This window comes from Acinetobacter pittii (genome assembly GCF_034067285.1).
Lineage (GTDB): Bacteria > Pseudomonadota > Gammaproteobacteria > Pseudomonadales > Moraxellaceae > Acinetobacter > Acinetobacter pittii_E.
This window is the reverse complement of the sequence record NZ_CP139286.1, coordinates 3,498,037-3,518,190: the sequence shown is the minus strand read 5'-3', so window position 1 is coordinate 3,518,190 and position 20,154 is coordinate 3,498,037. Positions and strand designations below refer to the sequence as shown.

Below are 20,154 nucleotides of genomic sequence, written 5' to 3'. Positions count from 1 at the left end.
TCTAGGCCGCCTGTGTCTGATTTTTTAGTTTTTGAGTTATAAAAATAACAGCAAAACTCAAAGCCATACATAAAACAATACTAAGGCCTGTAGAGATATTGAGTGCTGCACTTGACCATAAACCGACACTAACGCCGAGCTGTGCTAACACAAATGCCCAAATCACCATTTGCTTTGGCGAATTTGCCAATAGGCGAGCGCTTAAAGCGGGGATCACGAGTAATGCACCCATTAGCAAAGAACCTACAGCACGCAAAGCTAAAACTGTAAATAAAGCTAATAACAGCATAAAAATAAGGCGTTGCCAGTTTGCATTCACCCCTTCACTAATTGCGATATCTGGATCAATTGCAAACTGTATTTGCGGCTGCCAAAAACGGTAAAGAATCACGAGTGATATCGCAATAATTAAAGTGAAAATGGGTAAGTCGGGCCAATCAATGCTGAGCAAGTCGCCAAATAAATAACTTAAAAGCTCTGGTCTTAAACTTGGAACATGTTGAATAAATAGTAAGCCACTACACAGTAAGGTCGCTGAACATAAGGCTAGTAGAGCATCATTGGGTAAGCGATTGTCATGTAAAGCCCATAAAACGCCTACCAGTAAAACCGCCGTACCTGCAACGCCAAGCCATAATGGAAGACTTAAGGCTCCAGCAATAGCAACCCCAAGTAGTGTACCGTGCGCCATCGTATCAGCAAAAAAAGACATACGTCTCCAAAGCATTAAACAACCCAGAGGCGCGGTCAAAAATACCAGCAGGGTTCCCATAATCCATGCGGGCAACAATAATTGTAACCATTCCATCATGGCTTAAGCTTCCGGTTCTGGGTGAATGTGAGGACGGTCATTATGAGGGCAGGGGTGTGCAGCATCACCGTGAGCACAATGGTCATGATGATGTTGATAGAAGACCCTTTGAGTTCCAAAGATTGCCTGATATTCAGGGTGTTGTTGGATATTCTCGGGTAGCCCGCTACAGCAAATATGTTTATTTAAACACACTACACGGTGAGTTCCTTGCATGACCCATTGTAAGTCATGAGAAACAATTAAGATCGCACACCCATATCGTTCTGGCAGACTGCGGACATAATCATAAAGTTCCGCTTCTGACTGAATGTCTAGACCTTGCATAGGTTCATCAAGAACTAAAATATCTGGTTGACGAAGTAGAGCGCGAGCCAATAGTACTCGTTGGCGCTCTCCACCGGAAAGTTGTTGTACTTTTGATTGTTGTAACTTTGAAATACCTGTGTCTTGAATAATTTCCTGACGCAGGGCAGGGGTACATTTTTCTAGGTCTAGTAGGTCTTGAACACGCAAAGGTAGGCTGTGTGACGGGTTAAACTTTTGTGGCACATAAGCCATTTTAAGTTTTTTATGATTGATCACACGTCCGCTACTCGGCTGGAGAATACCGAGTAGAACTTTAATTAGTGTTGATTTACCTGCACCATTAGGACCAATTAAGGACACGATTTCATTCTGATGCAGGGAAAAATCAACTTTTTTTAATATATCCCGATCATCACGATGAACAGAAACCTGCTCAAGCTGAATTAATACAGGATTTAAGGAGTTGTGCGGCACTGTTGGCATTTCCCCGAAATTTCAATAATGCTGTGTTGAGCCATAAAGTCATCTGAAGCTGCAAGCTGGTCAAGCTGGTGTGTAAGACCTTGGGAAGAGGCCTCTTTAACCATATGACATTCAGTACAAATTAAGAATGCTGCTTGGTGGCCTTCACGCGGGTGGCAGCAAGGAATATAAGCATTAATAGAAGTTAGGCGGTGAATGAGCCCTTTTTCTAATAAGAAATCTAAAGTTCTATATACAGTTGGAGGCGCAGCAGGGCGATCAGTTTGACTTTTTATACGTGCCAATAAGTCATAGGCGCCCATTGGACCTGACGCATTTAAAATGAGTTCCAGAACTTCTTTGCGCAAAGGTGTAAGACGTGCACCAGTCGCAGAACATAAACTTTCTGCTTCAGCTAAACGGCTTGCGACATTGTGGTGATCATGCACACCATGCAAAGAATCATGATGTTCATGCGAGCAGGAACTCATAAGGATAACCTCGAATTTTTAACGGAATATTAGCATGAAGCGATGCTTCATTCGATTAATCTTAGGTATTTTTGTAACTTTGTTATATTATAACATGCTTCGAGCTAATTTAAATTGATGGTCTGTCATGTTCCGTTTTTTTGTTTTCAGTATGTTCTCTCTTTTGAGTACGTTAGGGTGGAGTCAGGGTTTGGTGGTTTCTACGCACCCGATTTATCTGATTGCAAAAGAAGTCACTCAGGGGGTTGAAGAACCACAACTCTTATTAAAAGGGCAAACTGGACATGACGTACAATTAACTCCAGCACACCGTAAAGCAATTAATGACGCATCTTTGGTGATTTGGCTGGGTAAAGCGCATGAAGCGCCTTTAAATAAGTTGTTGGGTAATAATAAAAAGGCAATTGCACTATTAGATAGTGGCATCGTTTCTGTTTTGCCGCAGCGCAGTACACGTGGTGCAGCTTTACCTAATACAGTAGATACTCATGTATGGTTAGAGCCCAACAATGCAGTTCGAATCGGTTTCTTTATTGCTGCTTTACGCTCTCAGCAACACCCTGAAAATAAGGCAAAGTACTGGAATAATGCCAATATCTTTGCTCGTAAAATGTTACAGGCGGCACAAGCCTATGATAGCTCAAGTAATGGTAAGCCATATTGGGCATATCATGACGCCTATCAATATTTAGAGCGTTCATTAAACTTAAAATTCGCTGGTGCTTTAACAGATGATCCTCATGTGGCGCCAACAGCAGCTCAAATTAAATATCTTAATGATAGCCGACCAAAAAATCAGATGTGTTTATTGGCAGAAAGTTTTACCACTAAGAATCAATATCAAAAATTAGGTAACATTACTTTTCAGCCAGTAGACGAGAGCATGAATAATGAGGATGATTTCGTCACTGCATGGAAGAAACTGGCGATAAAAACTGATAAATGTGTATTAAGTACGCAAAAGTAACATAAAAAATAAACAAAGGCTGACTGTAGCGTCAGTACCACCTGTCATGAAAAACCCCGACTAAAGTCGGGAAAAGATTGCATGTTCAGGGGTGTAACTCTATAATGCCTGCGATTAAAAGCGATCATCAGCTAAACTTGTCAAGCATTTATGCTGTGAGTGGATAAAAATGAGCCAAACTAGTCGCTTGATTGACCGACGATTAGCAAAAGCTTTGGTCTTCTTACAAGCATGTATGATCCCTGTTTCCGCTCTTGTAGCGTGGAGCATAAAAGACATGACAGCAGCATTAAGTGCGGCACTTGGTGCGTTGGTCTGCTGGCTTGCGACGAGTTATTTTTCGTGGCAATCCTTCAGAACAGCAGGTGCACGAGCATCAAAACAAGTGCTGTCTAACATGTATAGGGGCATGTTAGGCAAATTTGCAATCATGATCGTTGGATTTATTTTGATTTTGAGCAATGTTAAACCTTTATCACCGTTAGCATTGCTGTTTGGTTTTATTCTCGTTCAGGCAATGTCGTGGGTCGCTCCGTTCTGGGTGTCACGTCTACAAAAACGGGTGTAGAAACAAGAAGAATTGAAGATTTTTTGGAGGGTAGCGAGATATCGACAGTGCGCCGATGTTCGTTTCCCTTCTTTTTAGTAATTGACATTGACCAGGTGTGATTTATGGCTGCTGAAGAACATGCCCTCACTTCGACAGAGTATATCAAGCATCACTTGACCAATATGACCTATGGCAAAATGCCAGACGGTACATGGAAATTGGCTGAGACTGCTGAAGAAGCTCATTCGATGGGGTTCACTGCAATTCACTTGGATTCAATGGGTTGGTCAATTGGCCTTGGTGTTATTTTCTGTTTGTTATTCTGGATCGTTGCGAAAGCTGCTAATGCAGGTGTTCCAACTAAATTCCAGTCTGCAATTGAAATGATCATTGAGTTTGTTGACTCAAGTGTCCGTGATACTTTTCATGGCAAATCACGTTTAATCGCTCCGCTTGCACTCACTATTTTCGTGTGGATTTTCCTCATGAACTTAATGGACTTGATCCCAGTTGACTGGATTCCTCAAGTTGCAGCGTTTGTAGGTGCAAACGTATTTGGTATGGACCCTCACCACGTTTACTTCAAGATCGTTCCATCTACAGATCCAAACATTACTTTAGGTATGTCTTTATCTGTATTTGTACTTATCTTGTTCTACAGCATCCGCGAAAAGGGTGTTGGTGGTTTCGTTGGCGAGTTGGCACTTAACCCATTTAACCCAAGTAACCCAGTTGCAAAAGCGTTGCTTATTCCAGTGAACTTGATTTTGGAATTGGTAACATTCCTTGCTCGTCCGATTTCATTAGCTCTCCGACTATTCGGTAACATGTATGCCGGTGAGTTGATCTTTATCCTAATTGCTTTATTGCCGTTCTGGATTCAATGGGCGTTGTCTGTGCCTTGGGCGATCTTCCACATTCTTGTAATCACGTTGCAGGCATTCATCTTTATGATGCTTACCATCGTTTACTTGAGCATGGCAAGCGAAAAACATTAATGGTATTGCCTAACTATCAAATGATGGTTGGGCTGAATTTTTTTAATTTAATTTGGTAATAACCTAACCTCTGAGGAATTTTTCATGGAACTCACTTTAGGTCTAGTTGCAATTGCATCTGCTATCTTGATCGCTTTCGGTGCTTTGGGTACTGCGATTGGTTTTGGTCTTTTGGGTGGTCGCTTTTTAGAAGCTGTTGCTCGTCAACCAGAATTGGCTCCACAACTTCAAACTCGTATGTTCTTAATCGCGGGTCTTCTTGATGCTGTGCCTATGATCGGTGTTGGTATTGGCTTGTTCTTCATCTTCGCTAATCCATTTGTAGGTTAATCATCTTAATTCCTAAATCCACTATTTGAGGAATTGCAATGAATATCAACCTCACATTGATTGGTCAAGCGATTGCGTTTGCATTCTTTGTTGCATTCTGCATGAAGTTTGTTTGGCCACCACTAATCAATGCGATTAGTGAGCGTCAGCGTAAAATTGCTGATGGCTTAAATGCAGCAGAAAAAGCGAAAGCTGACCTTGCCGATGCACAAGCGCAAGTTAAGCAAGAGCTTGATGCAGCTAAAGCACAAGCGGCTCAATTGATCGAACAAGCGAACCGTCGTGCAGCGCAATTGATCGAAGAAGCTCGTACTCAAGCTGCGGCTGAAGGTGAGCGTATTCGTCAACAGGCTAAAGAAGCTGTTGATCAAGAAATCAATTCTGCTCGCGAAGAATTACGTCAACAAGTAGCTGCTTTGGCAGTAACTGGTGCAGAAAAAATCCTGAACCAGCAAGTTGACGCAGAAGCTCATAACGCCATGCTGTCTCAGCTGGCTGCTAAACTTTAAGCGAGGCGAATTATGGCTGAACTCTTGACGTTGGCACGTCCGTATGCCAAAGCAGCATTTGCTTATGCTTCTGAGCAAGGTGCAACAGACAATTGGTCGAATGCGTTACAAGTGCTCAGTGCTGCGGTGCAAGACGAAGCATTTTCCGCTTATTTAAATCGCCCTGAACTTACTCCTGCGGAGCAAGTGAAGCTTTTTGCTAAAGTTTTAGGTGAAGATCAATCTCAAGCAGTGTCTAACTTTTTGACACTTCTTGCAGATAACGATCGTTTAATGTTGTTACCTGAAATTGAAGCAGAATATGAACAGCTTAAATCACAGAATAACAACAATGTGGATGTCGTGATTGAATCGGCTTTCCCATTAACTGCTGAACAAGAGCAACTGTTGAAATCTGCTTTAGAAAAGCGTTTTAACAGTACTGTAACTGTTTCAGTTGAAGTTAAACCTGAGCTTATTGCAGGTGTTGTAATTCGTGCAGGCGATCAAGTGATAGATGATTCTGCGCTTAACAAGCTTGAAAAAATGCGTACTCGTCTTCTTGCATAATGCAAATGATGAAGACTGAACTAATAAAAGATTGAGGAATAGCGCAATGCAACAACTGAATCCATCCGAGATCAGTGCGCTCATTAAACAGCGTATCGGAGATCTGGACACCAGCGCGACCGCTAAAAACGAAGGTACCATTGTTATGGTATCCGACGGTATCGTGCGCATTCACGGTCTTGCTGATGCAATGTACGGTGAAATGATCGAATTCGACGGCGGCTTATTTGGTATGGCACTGAACCTAGAACAGGATTCAGTGGGTGCCGTTGTTTTAGGTAACTACCTAAGCCTTCAAGAAGGTCAAAAAGCTCGTTGTACAGGTCGTGTATTAGAAGTTCCAGTTGGTCCTGAACTTCTTGGCCGTGTTGTCGATGCTTTGGGTAACCCAATTGATGGCAAAGGCCCAATTGATGCGAAATTAACTGATGCTGTTGAAAAAGTAGCACCAGGCGTAATTTGGCGTCAATCTGTAGATGAGCCTGTTCAAACTGGTTATAAATCAGTTGATACAATGATTCCTGTTGGCCGTGGCCAACGTGAGTTGATCATCGGTGACCGTCAAACTGGTAAAACAGCGATGGCGATCGATGCGATTATCGCTCAGAAAAACTCTGGCATTAAGTGTGTATACGTTGCGATTGGTCAAAAACAATCAACAATTGCAAACGTTGTACGTAAGCTAGAAGAAACTGGCGCTATGGCGTATACAACTGTTGTCGCTGCTGCGGCTGCTGATCCTGCTGCAATGCAGTACTTAGCTCCGTACTCTGGCTGTACAATGGGTGAATACTTCCGTGACCGCGGTGAAGACGCTCTTATTATTTATGATGATTTGTCTAAGCAAGCTGTTGCTTACCGTCAAATTTCATTACTTTTACGTCGTCCACCAGGTCGTGAAGCGTATCCGGGTGACGTATTCTATCTTCACTCACGTCTTCTTGAACGTGCTTCTCGTGTATCTGCTGATTACGTTGAGAAATTCACTAATGGCGCAGTAACTGGTCAAACTGGTTCTTTAACTGCATTGCCAATTATTGAAACTCAAGCAGGTGACGTATCTGCATTCGTACCAACGAACGTAATTTCGATTACTGACGGTCAGATCTTCTTAGAAACATCATTATTCAACGCAGGTATTCGTCCTGCTGTGAATGCGGGTATCTCTGTATCTCGTGTTGGTGGTTCTGCTCAAACTAAGATCATCAAAAAATTGTCTGGTGGTATCCGTACCGCTTTAGCACAATACCGTGAATTGGCTGCGTTTGCTCAGTTCGCTTCTGACCTTGACGAAGCAACTCGTAAGCAACTTGAACATGGTCAACGTGTAACTGAGTTAATGAAGCAAAAACAATATGCTCCTTACTCAATTGCTGACCAAGCTGTTTCTGTTTATGCATCTAACGAAGGCTATATGGCTGACGTAGAAGTTAAGAAAATCGTAGACTTTGATGCTGCGTTAATTTCTTACTTCCGCTCAGAATATGCTCCGTTGATGAAACAAATCGATGAAACTGGTGACTATAACAAAGACATCGAAGCAGCAATCAAAGCAGGTATTGAAAGCTTTAAAGCGACTCAAACTTACTAAGTTCAGTTTTAGTTAAGTTTGGTTCACGGATCAACCTTCGGAAGCTCGAAAGAGCTTTCGAATACTAGGTTAAGCGTATGGCAAATTTAAAAGAAATTCGCGCCAAAGTAGCTAGTATCAAGAGCACGCAAAAGATTACTCGCGCGATGCAAATGGTAGCTGCTTCTAAAATGCGTCGTGCGCAAGAGCGCATGGCTCAGGGCCGTCCGTATGCCGATAATATGCGCCGTGTAATTGCTCACTTGGTACAAGCAAACCCTGAATACAAACACCGTTATATGGTTGATCGCCCGGTTAAGCGCGTTGGCTATATCGTAGTGTCTTCAGATCGTGGTTTGGCAGGTGGCTTGAACATTAACTTGTTCAAGAAAGTTGTGCAGCATGTCAAAGCACAACAACAGCAGTCAATTGAAGTTGAATTTGCTTTAATTGGTCAAAAAGCGGTTTCGTTTTTTAAGAATTACGGCGGTAAAGTGCTCGGTGCAACTACCCAACTTGGCGATGCGCCGAGTTTGGAACAGTTAACTGGCTCAGTCCAAGTTATGCTTGATGCATTTGATAAAGGCGAATTAGATCGTATCTATCTCGTATCAAATGGCTTCGTTAATGCAATGACTCAGCAGCCTAAAGTAGAACAACTTGTTCCTTTAGCACCAGCAGAAGAAGGCGATGATCTCAACCGTACTTATGGTTGGGACTATATCTACGAACCAGAAGCAGAAGAATTGTTAAATGGTTTGTTGGTTCGCTATATCGAGTCTATGGTTTATCAAGGTGTGATTGAAAACGTTGCATGTGAGCAGTCAGCTCGTATGGTCGCGATGAAAGCAGCGACAGACAACGCAGGACAATTGATTAAAGACCTACAACTCATTTACAACAAGCTGCGTCAAGCCGCGATTACTCAGGAAATTTCCGAGATCGTTGGCGGTGCCGCTGCCGTTTAACATTATTAAGTTTGAATTGAGGAGACAGCAATGAGTAGCGGTCGTATCATTCAGATCATCGGCGCGGTTATCGACGTCGAGTTTGAGCGCAATAGCGTTCCTAAGATCTATGACGCTCTCCAAGTTGACGGTACTGAAACTACATTAGAAGTTCAGCAACAGCTTGGCGATGGTGTTGTTCGTACCATCGCAATGGGTTCTACAGAAGGTCTTAAACGTGGCCTTAATGTAACTAGCACAAATGCACCGATTTCTGTTCCAGTAGGTCCAGCTACGCTTGGTCGTATCATGGACGTTTTGGGTCGTCCTATCGATGAAGCAGGTCCTGTAGCAACTGAAGAGCGTTTGCCGATTCACCGTCAAGCACCTTCTTATGCTGAACAAGCAGCTTCTACTGACCTTTTAGAAACTGGTATTAAAGTAATTGACTTACTTTGCCCGTTCGCAAAAGGTGGTAAAGTTGGTTTATTCGGTGGTGCTGGTGTTGGTAAAACCGTTAACATGATGGAGTTGATCAACAACATCGCTAAAGCTCACTCAGGTTTATCTGTGTTTGCTGGTGTTGGTGAGCGTACTCGTGAAGGTAACGACTTCTATCACGAAATGAAAGATTCTAACGTTCTTGACAAAGTAGCAATGGTCTACGGTCAGATGAACGAGCCACCAGGTAACCGTTTACGCGTAGCGTTAACTGGTTTGACTATGGCTGAATACTTCCGTGATCAAAAAGACGAAAATGGTAAAGGTCGTGACGTATTATTGTTCGTCGACAACATCTACCGTTATACACTTGCGGGTACTGAAGTATCAGCATTGTTAGGTCGTATGCCATCTGCGGTAGGTTACCAACCTACACTTGCAGAAGAAATGGGTGTTCTTCAAGAGCGTATTACATCTACTAAATCTGGCTCGATCACATCGATCCAAGCAGTATATGTACCTGCCGATGACTTAACAGATCCATCTCCTGCAACTACATTTGCTCACTTAGATGCAACAGTAGTATTGAGCCGTGACATCGCATCTTCTGGTATCTATCCAGCGATCGATCCACTTGACTCAACTTCACGTCAGTTAGACCCATTAGTTGTTGGTCAAGAGCACTATGAAATTGCGCGTGCAGTACAAAACGTATTGCAACGTTATAAAGAGCTTAAAGACATCATCGCAATCTTGGGTATGGATGAGTTAGCTGAAGAAGACAAATTGGTTGTTTACCGTGCGCGTAAAATCCAACGTTTCTTCTCTCAACCATTCCATGTAGCTGAAGTGTTTACTGGTGCTCCTGGTAAATTAGTACCGCTTAAAGAAACGATTCGTGGCTTTAAAGGTCTATTAGCTGGTGAATACGATCACATCCCAGAACAAGCGTTCTATATGGTTGGTGGTATTGACGAAGTGATTGCTAAAGCTGAGAAACTCTAATTTAAGGAGATCATCTCATGGCGACTATGCAATGTGATGTCGTAAGTGTTAAAGAGTCTATTTACTCTGGCGCAGTAACGATGTTAATCGCGAAAGGTGCTGGTGGTGAACTTGGTATTTTGCCAGGACATGCTCCACTAGTAACCTTGCTTCAACCGGGCCCAATTCGTGTTCAGTTGGAAAATGGTACAGAAGAAATCGTCTATGTATCTGGCGGTGTTTTAGAAGTTCAACCTCATGTTGTAACGGTTCTTGCAGATACTGCAATCCGTGCTGACAATTTGGATGAAGCTGCAATTTTAGAAGCACGTAAAAATGCTGAACAATTGCTTGCAAACCAAAAGAGTGATTTGGACTCAGCTGCTGCGTTGGCTGCCTTGGCAGAAACCGCTGCACAGCTTGAAACTATCCGTAAAATCAAAAACCGCGCACTCTAATTGCCGGTTTGAGATTGAAAAAGCCACCGTAAGGTGGCTTTTTTTATGAGTTAATTTTTAAGATTCAGTTTTTGAATCCGATTTTTCATCCCCAGCCATAATCATGGAAGCAAGTTTTACCATGTCCATTTGAATGGTATTAAGCTGTTTTTCGATTTGGTCAAAATCAATTTGATCTAATTTCCCATTCAGTAATGGCATGCTAAGAGCTTGTTGATTGGCACGTAATAAACTTTGTCGAATATTTTCAATTTCCTGACTTTTGATATCTAAAGTCAGAAGAGCTTGATTTAATCCTTGTAATTGCTGTTTTAAAGTTGTGACTGTAGTTTTTAATTCGTTCTTATTTTTATCTTGGATCGCTTGCTCAACATCCAGCTGAGTATCTTTAAGTTGTTCAACATAGTCACCAGCTTTAATCTGTAAGTTCGCAGCATCACGGACCATATAAAAAATATTACCGCTTTTAAGTTCAGTTTTATTCGGTGCAATATTGGACTCTTGTTGCTCAAGAGGTTGGTCAGATGATTGTTCAGTTATCTCAGTCTTTTCTTGATCATTAGCATGATCTTGTGCTTGATCACACCCGAGTAAAAGCATGCCTGAGGCAAAAATTACAAAAGGAAGAAATGCGCCCTGTAAAACTTTTTTCATAACTACAAACAACATCAAATAAAGCAAATAGGTACTATAGGCATAAAATATGAAGAAAGATTGTATTTTTGCAAACTAACAACATTTGCGAGGATAATAAAAAAGAGCGTATAAAACGCCCTTTTTCACATTTAAACATTTTATTTTGCTAACTCTGCTTCAACTGCTTTAACAATTTGTTCGTCGTCTGCTGTTATGTTTGGAGCAAAGCGAGCCACGACTTCACCATTCTTATTAATTAAGAACTTTTCGAAATTCCATAAAACTTCTGGAGCAGGATTGGTTGGAATACCTAAGCCTTCTAAACGCTCACGGAAAGGGCCTTCACCAGTACGTTCTGGTTGAGCTGCTGTCAAAACTTGGTAAAGTGGATGCTTGTCTTCGCCGACTACAGAAACCTTAGAAAATAAAGGGAAATGAACATCATAATTTAATGAACAAAATTGCTGAATTTCTTCATCAGAGCCCGGTTCTTGCTCTTTAAAATTATTTGCAGGGAAACCTAAAATTTCAAGACCTTGATCTTTTTTTGCTTGATAAAGTTTTTCTAAGCCTTCGTATTGTGGAGTTAAACCACATTTAGAAGCAGTATTTACAATAAGTAGAACTTTACCTTTATATTGTTCGAGATCAACCGTTTCGCCCGAAATAGCTTTTACTGGAATGTGATATACAGATTGTGTCATGAGTCTTTCCTAAAGATTGTAATTGATATCAAGTAACGCATTTGTTTTAACTGCTATTGAGGGGTAGTGCAATAATATTCGTGTTCAAAAAAGAAAAAGTTTTTAAAGATAATCTGAATTCTAGTTATTTCTGATTTGGATAGGCGTTTGCCCAGTGTAACGTTTAAAAAACTCAATAAAACTTGAGCTATGTTGATAACCTAAATCGTATGCTAAACGCTTGATAGGCGTTCCTTGGCGAATCTGATGAATGGCATAAACAATTTTGGCCCGATTTCTCCATTCGGACAACGAAAGCTGAAGCTCTTGTTGACTCAAACGTAATAAGTGACGATCACTTACTGAAAAGTTCTGAAGCAACTGCTGTAAAGAGTGATTAAAAAGTAAAGGATCTGAAAGTTTTTCTAGAATAGGCAATAAAACAGGATGACGCGTTTGCGGTAAATAATGTGAATATGCAGGGGCTTGTTTAAGTTGATCGAATAAAACTTGTAAAAGATGTTCTAAATATTCAGGTTTTTCGGTTTGTTTTTGCTGTTCTAAAATCTGTAAAACTAAGGTTCGAAAGAAAGGCTGAATACTAAAACATTTACAGACGTTACCTAAAATAGAACAGAGGCTAGGATGTAGTCGAATACAGATATAATGAATTTCATGGTCGATATGAGTAGATTGATGAACTGTTTGAGGAGGAATCCAAAGCCCATAGCTTGGAGGAGATAAGTAGATTTGTTCCTCTACTTGCATTTCCAAAATGCCATTCAAACTGAAATTAAAATCTCCCCAGAGAGATGCATGAGGACGAACAATATCTTCTTTTTGGTATAGAAATTCATGAACTTCTATACTGTTCAATAAAGAAAATGCTTGGTCCTCATTTTTCATCTATATGCTCTAACTCATATTTTAATTTTCACAAGTCGCTTTAGGATTATTTAAGCCTTTTGCTAAGGTGAATGTACTTAGTAATGCTAAGGCAACGAAGCTTAATACTCCATAAATTAAAGTATTTTCATTGAAATGATCAACTACATAGCCACCTAATAAAGAACCTGTCGCAATCATTACCTGAAACATACCAACAAAAAGAGGCATACCTTTTTCAACTGCATTTGGTGCATGTACAAACATCCAGATATTGGCAGAGGTAGGAAAAGCGCCAAATGCGAATCCCCATAAAGCTGTTAAGACAATAGCACCAAACTCATGGACAGCAAAAAGAGGGAATCCAAAAAATACGATTGCAAAGCATGTACCGACAAAAGCTAATGTATAACGGACATTTAGATTGCCACTATATCCAGCAAAAGCATTTCCGAAAATACCTGCAATTCCATAGAGCAATAATAATGAACTAATGGTTGTGCCATTAAAACCGGCAACATTCTTAAAGAAAGGGGCTAAATAGCTATAGGCACAGAAATGAGCAAGTCCAATCAGTAAGACAATTAACATACCACTACGTGCTTTGGGAGTACGTAATAGTGCTGGTAAGTCTTTCAGGTGAATTGCCGAGTCCGGTACAAGTTTAGGTAAAAAGATTAATTGTAAGATTAAAACAATTAAGCCAATACCTGCTGTAATTCCAAAAGCACTACGCCAGCCATAAAATTCACTTAGCCATGTTCCAATAGGTACACCTAAAACTGTAGCAAAAGTTACACCTGCCATCACGACCGCAGTTGCTTTAGCAATAGGAAGATGTGAAGGAGCTAATTTTCCACTTAAAGCAATTGCTGTCGCCCAGAAACCACCAATTGAAATACCTAAAATTAAACGGCTCAACAATAAAACATGAAAATTTTCAGCAAAGGCGGTAATGGTATTGGCAATCACCATAATGGCTGTCAGCAAGATAAGTACATAACGCCGATCAAGTTGTTTTACGGATACAGGCAATAGAGGTGCCGCAATTGCTGCCATAATGCCGGGTACAGTAATAATCAGGCCTGCTGTACCTACAGAAATATTTAAATCAGTTGCGACACTATTTAAAACACCAACAGGTAAAAATTCACTTGTTACTAATGCAAATGCAGCAATAGAAACGGCCAAAATAGCAAACCAGCTCCCTTGAGTGGAGGTCGTGGGTCGCGCTTTAGAAATAGAAGATTGGTCCATAGGAGATCCTTACTTGTCTAAATTTGGAGTAAAGAAAGGCAATTTATTAATTAACTAACGATCATTATGAAAATAAAATAGTTGATAAAAAATCGAACGTCAATTAATTTAATAACGATTGTTATAAAAATAGATGTGATCTTTATGACAAATAGGCATGAAACAGACCTTGTTGTTACTGAGGAAACGCTAAAAAAGAAGCGTGGGCGTCCTAAATGCTTTAATGAGCAAGAGGTTTTGCAAAAAGCAATGTTGCTCTTTTGGGAGCATGGCTATGAAGCAACATCTATTAGTGACTTAACGCAAGCTTTAGAAATTACAGCACCGAGTTTATATAGTACCTTTGGGGATAAGGCAGGGCTGTTTTATAAAAGTATTGATTACTATTTGGCTCATGAAGCATGCCCCATAGAAACCATTTTTTTAGAAGCAAAAACGGCAAAAATCGCTTTTGAGTTATATCTTTATGACAATGTAAAACGCTTAATTCAACCGAATAAGCCCGCAGGTTGTATGTTGGTGGTTGCTGCCATGAATTGTTCTGATGCCACTCAAGATGTGCAGCAAAACCTATTGGATAAACGCATAAAGACCAAAGAAAAATTATTAAAACGTCTTCAACAAGGTGTCGAGCAGGGTGATTTATCTGCCAATGCTCCTCTGCAAGAAATGACAGATTTTTATGCTACAGTCATTCAAGGCCTTACTATACAGGCCAGAGACGGCGCGAGTACTGAGCAATTGCATAAAGTTGTAGAGCATGCCATGAAAGCTTGGACATTATTTTAAAAAAAAGGGCAATGTCCTAAGTTCAATATCAATGTCGGAAATACGATATTTCAATTTATTAAGACATTCTCCAAAATAAAATCTCTTTTGTAGAGGGTGTATTACTATGAGTCAGGTCATGAAATATCACAAATGGGCATTTATTTTTCCCATTTTGGCAGTACTGATTTGGTCTTTAAATATTGTAGTCACCCGCTATGTTTCGGATTATATCTCGCCAGTAAGTATTAGTTTCTATCGGTGGTTAATCGCTTTTATTATTTTAACTCCATTTATGTTGTTACCTGTTTGGAGACAAAGGCAACTGGTAAAACCATATTTACCTAAGCTTGCTGTGCTAAGTGCATTTGGGATGGTACTTTATCAAGGTTTAGCTTATACGGCTGCCCATTATACCAGTGCAACCAATATGGGAATTGTGAATGCATTTATTCCTATCTTTACGATCTTTGTTTCGCTTGCCATTTTAAAAGATGTGCCTAACCGCTTTGCAGTTTTTGGCAGTATTTTGTCTTTTGCAGGCTTGCTATATGTCATGTCCCAAGGAAATATTAATAAGTTATTAAGTGGGGGCGGGCATCTTGGTGATGCGTTAATGATTATTGCCGTATTCTTCTATGCATTTTATGGGGTTTTCCTGAAAAAATGGCAGTTACCTCTACCAATTATGACAAGCTTATATGTTCAGATTGGATTTTCTGTAATATTTCATATTCCTTTAATTCTTTGGTTTGGACTTGATGCTTTAAATGTAGAAAATGCACCAAGCGCTATTTATGCGGGCGTATTTGCTTCACTCATCGCGCCGTTAGTTTGGATGTTAGCTGTTCAACAGCTTGGTCCTAATAGAACAAGTATTTTTATGAACTTGGTTCCTGTTTTTACAGCAGTTATTGCAAGCGTCTGGTTATCTGAACAGTGGACCATTTATCATACGCTAGGTGGGATTGTTATCTTAATTGGTATTATCATGGCTCAAAAGAAGGTCAGTCCTAAAAAGAGTGAATTAATCCAAGAGCAAAACTAAAGTCGGGGAAAAAACTATGGCATATTTTGAAAAAAACTGATGAAAATATGCCATTTTCTTCTTAGTTAAAGTTTTTCTATATGATTTATAAATAGTTTATAAAAGTTGGTTGAAATATAAATATTAAAAAAGCCGAGCAAAAATATTAATATAATTTTAATTTATAAGCGAAAACTTGCAAATTCCCTACACTTTTCATGCTTTTTTTAGAGAAATAATATATTTCTCTCATTTGATCTCTTACTACATAATAGCGACCACTACGAAAGACGTGCTTTTTTACAAATTATCTTTCGTTGCAGAGATATTCAAACCCTCTGGATGTGGTATATACCCATCCTTTTTTATGCTCAGTTATCCCTATATAACTGAGCTTTTTTTTTGTCTGAATTAGGCGCGAATAATCTCTCCAGTAAGGGCATTAATAATTCTACTTGGTTGCTGACTTTGGCCTAAGTCACCATTGAGATAGTTTAATTGTGAACCAAAGTATTGGCAGGCATCTTGTAGTGAGTGAGCAGGTTCTTGCCCACTTGGGTTAGCACTCGTCGAGACAATAAATCCATGAAAAGCATTGCATAATGCTACACATAAAGGATGAGTGGTGACTCGAACAGCAACAAGCGGATGTTTACCTTTAATCCATGAAGGAATATGTTCACCAGCAGGTAATAGCCAAGTTGTCGCTCTTTCTGAAGGTTGATGATTTGTCCAACAATCAATAATTTCTTGCTGGGTTGTTTGAGGGAGCGAAGTGAGCAAGTGCTCAACTTGGCTGATATGGCCTGCTAATAGAATTACGCCTTTTTCAATAGGCCTTTGCTTGAGCTCAAGAATCTTTTGAAAAGCTTGCTCATTAAAAGGGTCGCAACCTAGCCCCCAAACTGCCTCAGTTGGATATGCCAAAACTTGACCTTGTTGTAAACATTCGGCTGCTTCGGTAACTGAGGTGGTAATCATGGTAATACTCTTCCTTTCAATCAGACAGAATTTTATTGTGCGCTCCAATACTAAGAACGACAACGTAAATACAACCCTGATTGTTGCATACATAAACCGAGTAGTTCTAGTTCCATCAGTGAAGAGGTGAGTTCTGCCACAGGTTGAGAGTGATGCAAAACAAGCTGGTCAATATCTTGTCCAACCCAGTCTAAAGACTGATAAAGGCCAATTAAATGCTCAGGAATTTCTGGGGCGCAAGAAACTATTTCTTCCTTAGTTGAGTTCTGTTGCTGACTTTGCCATTGGGTGGGTAACGCAAGGTCTTCAATAATCTGCTCAGGATGATCAACTAAAATTGCTCCTTCACGAATGAGTTGATGACAACCTTGATGAAATTCACTGTAAATATGACCAGGAATAGCAAATACGGTTTTACCTTGTTCGGCTGCTTTGTTCGCAGTAATGAGAGAACCACTTTTTAATGTAGCCTCTACCACTAACACGCCTAAACTTAAACCACTGACAATTCGGTTTCGACGGGGAAAATGCTGCTGTAAGGGTGGGGTCCCAGGTAAAAACTCAGTAATAATGGCGCCGTTTTGAGCCAAGATCTGTTCGGCAAGTTTTTTATTTTGAGCAGGGTAGGTACTATCTAAACCTGTTCCTGTCACGGCAATGGTACGTTGATGTGCGGCAGCTCCTTGATGAGCAGCTTCGTCAATCCCATATGCCAAGCCACTACTTACATAAAATCCTTTTTCACTTAAGTAGTAGGCAAAATCATAAGCAACCTGACGGCCATGTGGGCTTGGTTTTCGACTACCGACAATCGCAATTTGTGGTTGCAACAAAGCTTGCGCTTGGCCTTTTCCAAAAATGATAGGGGGGTGATCAGTATAAGGTAGTAATTGAGTGGGATAGCCTGAGTCATCTGCCGTTAAAATAAAGTCAGTATGTTGATGAATCTGTTGAACCAGTTTTTCAAACTGAGCTTGACCTTGAGCGGTTTGAAATTCATCTACGCGTTTTAAATGATTGGCGTGTAAACCAAGATTAGACCACTGTGCTAATCCATTTGGCTGGACTGCTTTTTCACAGTGACCAAAATAATCAATAATTTTTTTAAAACTAACTAAAGAGTGCTGCACCAAATACCACACTTTAAGCGTGTGGTAATGGTGTGAAGAAAGTTGAGTAAGCATTTTAAAAGGTACATCCAGCGTTAATCATTAAAGCGAGGCGGCTGAATGCTTGAACCAACTTTAATTGGTAAATCACTTTCTAATACGTAGGCATAACTCAACTGATCAAAGGTTCTAAAAACCATTAGGCTACCAATTTGTTGACCAGGTAACTTTATTGATTCCTTGGTTTTAGGGTCTCGGATGGTTTCACCTTGCTGCGTAATATCAAAAACTTGGCCTACTTGAACACCTTGAGTTGTACCGCGGTCCAAAGTCACAACACTATTTTTGGCAGCAGTGCCAATTGATCCCATTACACGAATGATTTTGCCGGCATCAGATACTTGAGTAGCGTCCACTGGATAAAATAAAGTAGGCAATGTAGCCTCTTCTTCTGGCATAACCCGATCACCACGACGTACTTCAGAATCGTAGCTGTCAGTTAACTCAAGCGTGGTAATGTCTTTTTCCGAAGAGATAGCAATCCCCGAGGCAACTTGTTGTAACTCAATACCTAGACTATGCTTTTTGCCTTTATTATCTGTGAAATAATAAGGTTCACCTTCACGGTAGATGGCATAACGTTGACCATCAATCAAACCTTGTCCGCGTGCATAAATAGTTTGACCTTTTGCTGCAAGTACTCGTTGATCGGCAGTGCCTACTACATAAGGAGTATGTTCAATTGCGTCAGCTGGCAGAATAGTGCTGTGTTCTAACCACTGCTTGATATGTTCAAGAGGAATAACAGGGATGTTATTGTTAATTGACTCTACACGAACTTGAGGTTGTAAATTTGTCATTTGGCCTGTGTAACGGCGAATAATGCCGACACAACCGTCTCCCTCATCTTTTCCAACCAACGGCCGGCCCTCTAAACTACATAGCAGTAGTCGATCACCAGGATAAATCCAATGCGGATTTTTGACATGCTGATTATTTGCCCAAATTTCAGGCCAGCGCCAAGGTTTACTCAGAAAGTGACCGGAAATATCCCAGAGCGTATCTCCCCGTTTTACTACGTAGACATGTGGTGCATTACTTTTAAGAGAGGGTGGATTATGGTTTGGACTAGCAGCATAAACCTCTGCTACCGTACCGAATGCAACCCCTGTAAAAAGTGCGAAAGCAAGTAAATGCTTTTTTATCCCCAAAGCATGAAATTGAACCATGCCGTCAAAAACCTTTTTCATTATGATAATTCCTAAAAATTATGCGTGCAGATGCGTTATAATAGGCGGCTAACACACAATTTTTCGATGAAGTATTTCCTTCATTTGGTTTTTTAATCAATGGCATAAGTGAGGACGTCAGTATGGCCTTATTACCTATTTTAAGTTTTCCTGATCCCCGTCTTCGTACCATTGCTAAGCCTGTTGAAGAAGTTACTGATGAAATTCGTCAACTTGCAGCAGATATGTTTGAAACCATGTATGCTGCACCTGGTATTGGTTTGGCAGCTTCACAGGTCGATCGTCATATTCAGCTTATCGTCATGGATTTGTCTGAATCTAAAGATGACCCTATGGTTTTCATTAACCCCAAAATTACTCCACTGACAGAAGATACGCAGCAGTACGAAGAAGGCTGCCTATCGGTGCCACAAATATACGACAAAGTTGAGCGCCCGTCACGTGTGAAAATTGAGGCAATTAACCTTGAAGGTCAAGCATTTGAGATAGAAGCTGATGGACTTCTCGCTGTTTGTATCCAACATGAAATGGATCACTTAAATGGCAAATTATTTGTGGATTATTTGTCGCCACTTAAACGTCAGCGTGCACGAGAAAAAGTTGAAAAAGTTGTTCGTCAACGTGAGCGTGAAAAAGTTGCAGTAAAACGTTAAAAATTTCTATTCTTGAAACATGAATATAGTGTGGATGTGATTTTTGGTTTTTCGTAGTGGGTTACTGCTTGCATGTGCAGCAGTATTTTTACAGATTGCGGTGTTTCTACAGCCGCTATTACCGAAGCAATATCAAATTGCTCCGGTCTGTGAAACTATTACCCTTGCTTTGCTTAAACCCAAAGCACAGACGGAAATCATGTCACATACCATGCATTCGCATCATGAGCATCATATTGAACAAGCACAAACCTCTGGACAACATGATCATCATGATGCAAATCACCAGTGTCAGTATTGTACCGTCTATGCCAATTTGGTTTTACCACCTGAATTTGGTGTAAAAGAAGTTTTAGTCCGCATACAAGTCCGCTTAGTCGCCTATCAACAAGCATTTCGACATGTTTACTTTGCGCTACAGCGACTTTTTCTACTCCCGCAAGGGCGCGCACCGCCTCTATTTGCATAAATAAAAGCAATTTTTTGTTGGGGTCTTAACTGACTTCAATATCACTTTATTTATGTTTTA

At 40.5% G+C, this 20,154-nt stretch carries 24 protein-coding genes; 14 read left to right on the top strand and 10 right to left on the bottom strand.

The annotated features are described in order from the left end of the window. Position 1 precedes the first annotated feature (1 nt). From znuB to zur, 3 genes are read right to left on the bottom strand one after another with little or no spacing between them, the layout of a single operon-like run. The gene (znuB, locus tag SOI81_RS16630) at positions 2 to 811 is read right to left on the bottom strand and encodes a zinc ABC transporter permease subunit ZnuB (protein ID WP_320541008.1); all 810 of its coding nucleotides are present in this window, start codon (positions 809 to 811) and stop codon (positions 2 to 4) included. Positions 812 to 814: 3 nt separating this feature from the next. Continuing rightward, complete coding sequence (znuC, locus tag SOI81_RS16625) at positions 815 to 1,603, bottom strand: zinc ABC transporter ATP-binding protein ZnuC (RefSeq protein ID WP_025470529.1); 789 nt, start codon at positions 1,601 to 1,603, stop codon at positions 815 to 817. Continuing rightward, on the bottom strand, positions 1,576 to 2,073 hold the full coding sequence (gene zur, locus SOI81_RS16620) for a transcriptional repressor (protein WP_016142503.1): 498 nt from the start codon (positions 2,071 to 2,073) through the stop codon (positions 1,576 to 1,578). Before zur ends, znuC begins: the two co-directional genes overlap by 28 nt. A 127-nt stretch (positions 2,074 to 2,200) precedes the next feature. Between zur and znuA the strand changes: the two genes are divergently transcribed. From znuA to atpC, 10 genes are all read left to right on the top strand, one after another. Continuing rightward, complete coding sequence (gene znuA / locus SOI81_RS16615) at positions 2,201 to 3,040, top strand: metal ABC transporter substrate-binding protein (protein ID WP_016142502.1); 840 nt, start codon at positions 2,201 to 2,203, stop codon at positions 3,038 to 3,040. 169 nt (positions 3,041 to 3,209) lie between these two features. After that, positions 3,210 to 3,608: an ATP synthase subunit I gene (gene atpI, locus SOI81_RS16610; RefSeq protein WP_002114124.1), complete on the top strand. Its 399-nt coding sequence runs from the start codon at positions 3,210 to 3,212 to the stop codon at positions 3,606 to 3,608. 104 nt (positions 3,609 to 3,712) lie between these two features. Next, positions 3,713 to 4,588, top strand: a complete 876-nt coding sequence (atpB, locus tag SOI81_RS16605) for a F0F1 ATP synthase subunit A (RefSeq protein WP_016142501.1) — start codon at positions 3,713 to 3,715, stop codon at positions 4,586 to 4,588. Between the two features lie 84 nt (positions 4,589 to 4,672). Further along, the gene (gene atpE, locus SOI81_RS16600) at positions 4,673 to 4,918 is read left to right on the top strand and encodes a F0F1 ATP synthase subunit C (RefSeq protein WP_000424060.1); all 246 of its coding nucleotides are present in this window, start codon (positions 4,673 to 4,675) and stop codon (positions 4,916 to 4,918) included. A gap of 38 nt (positions 4,919 to 4,956) precedes the next feature. Then, the gene (atpF, locus tag SOI81_RS16595) at positions 4,957 to 5,427 is read left to right on the top strand and encodes a F0F1 ATP synthase subunit B (protein WP_001024691.1); all 471 of its coding nucleotides are present in this window, start codon (positions 4,957 to 4,959) and stop codon (positions 5,425 to 5,427) included. Between the two features lie 12 nt (positions 5,428 to 5,439). Beyond that, positions 5,440 to 5,976 carry a F0F1 ATP synthase subunit delta gene (atpH, locus tag SOI81_RS16590; protein WP_002114070.1) on the top strand — a complete coding sequence of 179 codons (537 nt, stop codon included), beginning with the start codon at positions 5,440 to 5,442 and terminating at the stop codon, positions 5,974 to 5,976. 46 nt (positions 5,977 to 6,022) lie between these two features. Continuing rightward, entirely contained in the window at positions 6,023 to 7,567 is a 1,545-nt protein-coding gene (gene atpA / locus SOI81_RS16585; RefSeq protein ID WP_002114049.1) for a F0F1 ATP synthase subunit alpha, read from the top strand. A gap of 77 nt (positions 7,568 to 7,644) precedes the next feature. Beyond that, complete coding sequence (atpG, locus tag SOI81_RS16580; RefSeq protein WP_002114131.1) at positions 7,645 to 8,514, top strand: F0F1 ATP synthase subunit gamma; 870 nt, start codon at positions 7,645 to 7,647, stop codon at positions 8,512 to 8,514. A 30-nt stretch (positions 8,515 to 8,544) separates the two neighbouring features. Further along, the gene (gene atpD / locus SOI81_RS16575) at positions 8,545 to 9,939 is read left to right on the top strand and encodes a F0F1 ATP synthase subunit beta (RefSeq protein WP_002114045.1); all 1,395 of its coding nucleotides are present in this window, start codon (positions 8,545 to 8,547) and stop codon (positions 9,937 to 9,939) included. Between the two features lie 17 nt (positions 9,940 to 9,956). Beyond that, entirely contained in the window at positions 9,957 to 10,376 is a 420-nt protein-coding gene (gene atpC, locus SOI81_RS16570; protein WP_002114076.1) for a F0F1 ATP synthase subunit epsilon, read from the top strand. A 57-nt stretch (positions 10,377 to 10,433) separates the two neighbouring features. Here atpC and SOI81_RS16565 read toward each other — a convergent pair whose 3' ends face one another. The 4 genes from SOI81_RS16565 to nepI all read right to left on the bottom strand — a co-directional run bounded on the left by SOI81_RS16565 (position 10,434) and on the right by nepI (position 13,837). Next, positions 10,434 to 11,030 (bottom strand): hypothetical protein, encoded by a 597-nt coding sequence (locus tag SOI81_RS16565; protein WP_320541007.1) that lies wholly within the window; start codon positions 11,028 to 11,030, stop codon positions 10,434 to 10,436. A 140-nt stretch (positions 11,031 to 11,170) separates the two neighbouring features. Further along, positions 11,171 to 11,716 carry a glutathione peroxidase gene (btuE, locus tag SOI81_RS16560; RefSeq protein ID WP_239976398.1) on the bottom strand — a complete coding sequence of 182 codons (546 nt, stop codon included), beginning with the start codon at positions 11,714 to 11,716 and terminating at the stop codon, positions 11,171 to 11,173. Positions 11,717 to 11,836: 120 nt separating this feature from the next. Beyond that, positions 11,837 to 12,601, bottom strand: coding sequence for an AraC family transcriptional regulator (gene yeaM, locus SOI81_RS16555; RefSeq protein ID WP_239976397.1), 765 nt, complete (start codon positions 12,599 to 12,601; stop codon positions 11,837 to 11,839). Positions 12,602 to 12,622: 21 nt separating this feature from the next. Then, positions 12,623 to 13,837, bottom strand: coding sequence for an MFS transporter (gene nepI, locus SOI81_RS16550; protein WP_174723178.1), 1,215 nt, complete (start codon positions 13,835 to 13,837; stop codon positions 12,623 to 12,625). A gap of 135 nt (positions 13,838 to 13,972) precedes the next feature. On the opposite strand from nepI, the gene SOI81_RS16545 reads away from it, so the two are divergent. Continuing rightward, positions 13,973 to 14,626: a TetR/AcrR family transcriptional regulator gene (locus SOI81_RS16545; protein WP_080649527.1), complete on the top strand. Its 654-nt coding sequence runs from the start codon at positions 13,973 to 13,975 to the stop codon at positions 14,624 to 14,626. A gap of 106 nt (positions 14,627 to 14,732) precedes the next feature. Next, the gene (locus SOI81_RS16540) at positions 14,733 to 15,653 is read left to right on the top strand and encodes a DMT family transporter (RefSeq protein WP_239976396.1); all 921 of its coding nucleotides are present in this window, start codon (positions 14,733 to 14,735) and stop codon (positions 15,651 to 15,653) included. A 390-nt stretch (positions 15,654 to 16,043) separates the two neighbouring features. Here the strand turns inward: SOI81_RS16540 and yrdC are convergent, their stop codons facing one another. Genes yrdC through SOI81_RS16525 form a run of 3 tightly spaced genes read right to left on the bottom strand, consistent with a single transcriptional unit; the run spans position 16,044 to position 18,972 of the window. Further along, on the bottom strand, positions 16,044 to 16,613 hold the full coding sequence (gene yrdC / locus SOI81_RS16535; RefSeq protein ID WP_016142494.1) for an L-threonylcarbamoyladenylate synthase: 570 nt from the start codon (positions 16,611 to 16,613) through the stop codon (positions 16,044 to 16,046). Positions 16,614 to 16,663: 50 nt separating this feature from the next. Continuing rightward, positions 16,664 to 17,797 carry a DNA-processing protein DprA gene (gene dprA, locus SOI81_RS16530; protein WP_320541006.1) on the bottom strand — a complete coding sequence of 378 codons (1,134 nt, stop codon included), beginning with the start codon at positions 17,795 to 17,797 and terminating at the stop codon, positions 16,664 to 16,666. Between the two features lie 20 nt (positions 17,798 to 17,817). Then, the gene (locus SOI81_RS16525; protein WP_239976394.1) at positions 17,818 to 18,972 is read right to left on the bottom strand and encodes a LysM peptidoglycan-binding domain-containing protein; all 1,155 of its coding nucleotides are present in this window, start codon (positions 18,970 to 18,972) and stop codon (positions 17,818 to 17,820) included. Between the two features lie 122 nt (positions 18,973 to 19,094). On the opposite strand from SOI81_RS16525, the gene def reads away from it, so the two are divergent. Together def and SOI81_RS16515 are read left to right on the top strand one after the other, a co-directional pair. Beyond that, complete coding sequence (def, locus tag SOI81_RS16520; protein ID WP_016144059.1) at positions 19,095 to 19,625, top strand: peptide deformylase; 531 nt, start codon at positions 19,095 to 19,097, stop codon at positions 19,623 to 19,625. 43 nt (positions 19,626 to 19,668) lie between these two features. Beyond that, positions 19,669 to 20,094, top strand: a complete 426-nt coding sequence (locus SOI81_RS16515) for a DUF2946 family protein (protein ID WP_239970356.1) — start codon at positions 19,669 to 19,671, stop codon at positions 20,092 to 20,094. Positions 20,095 to 20,154 lie beyond the last annotated feature (60 nt).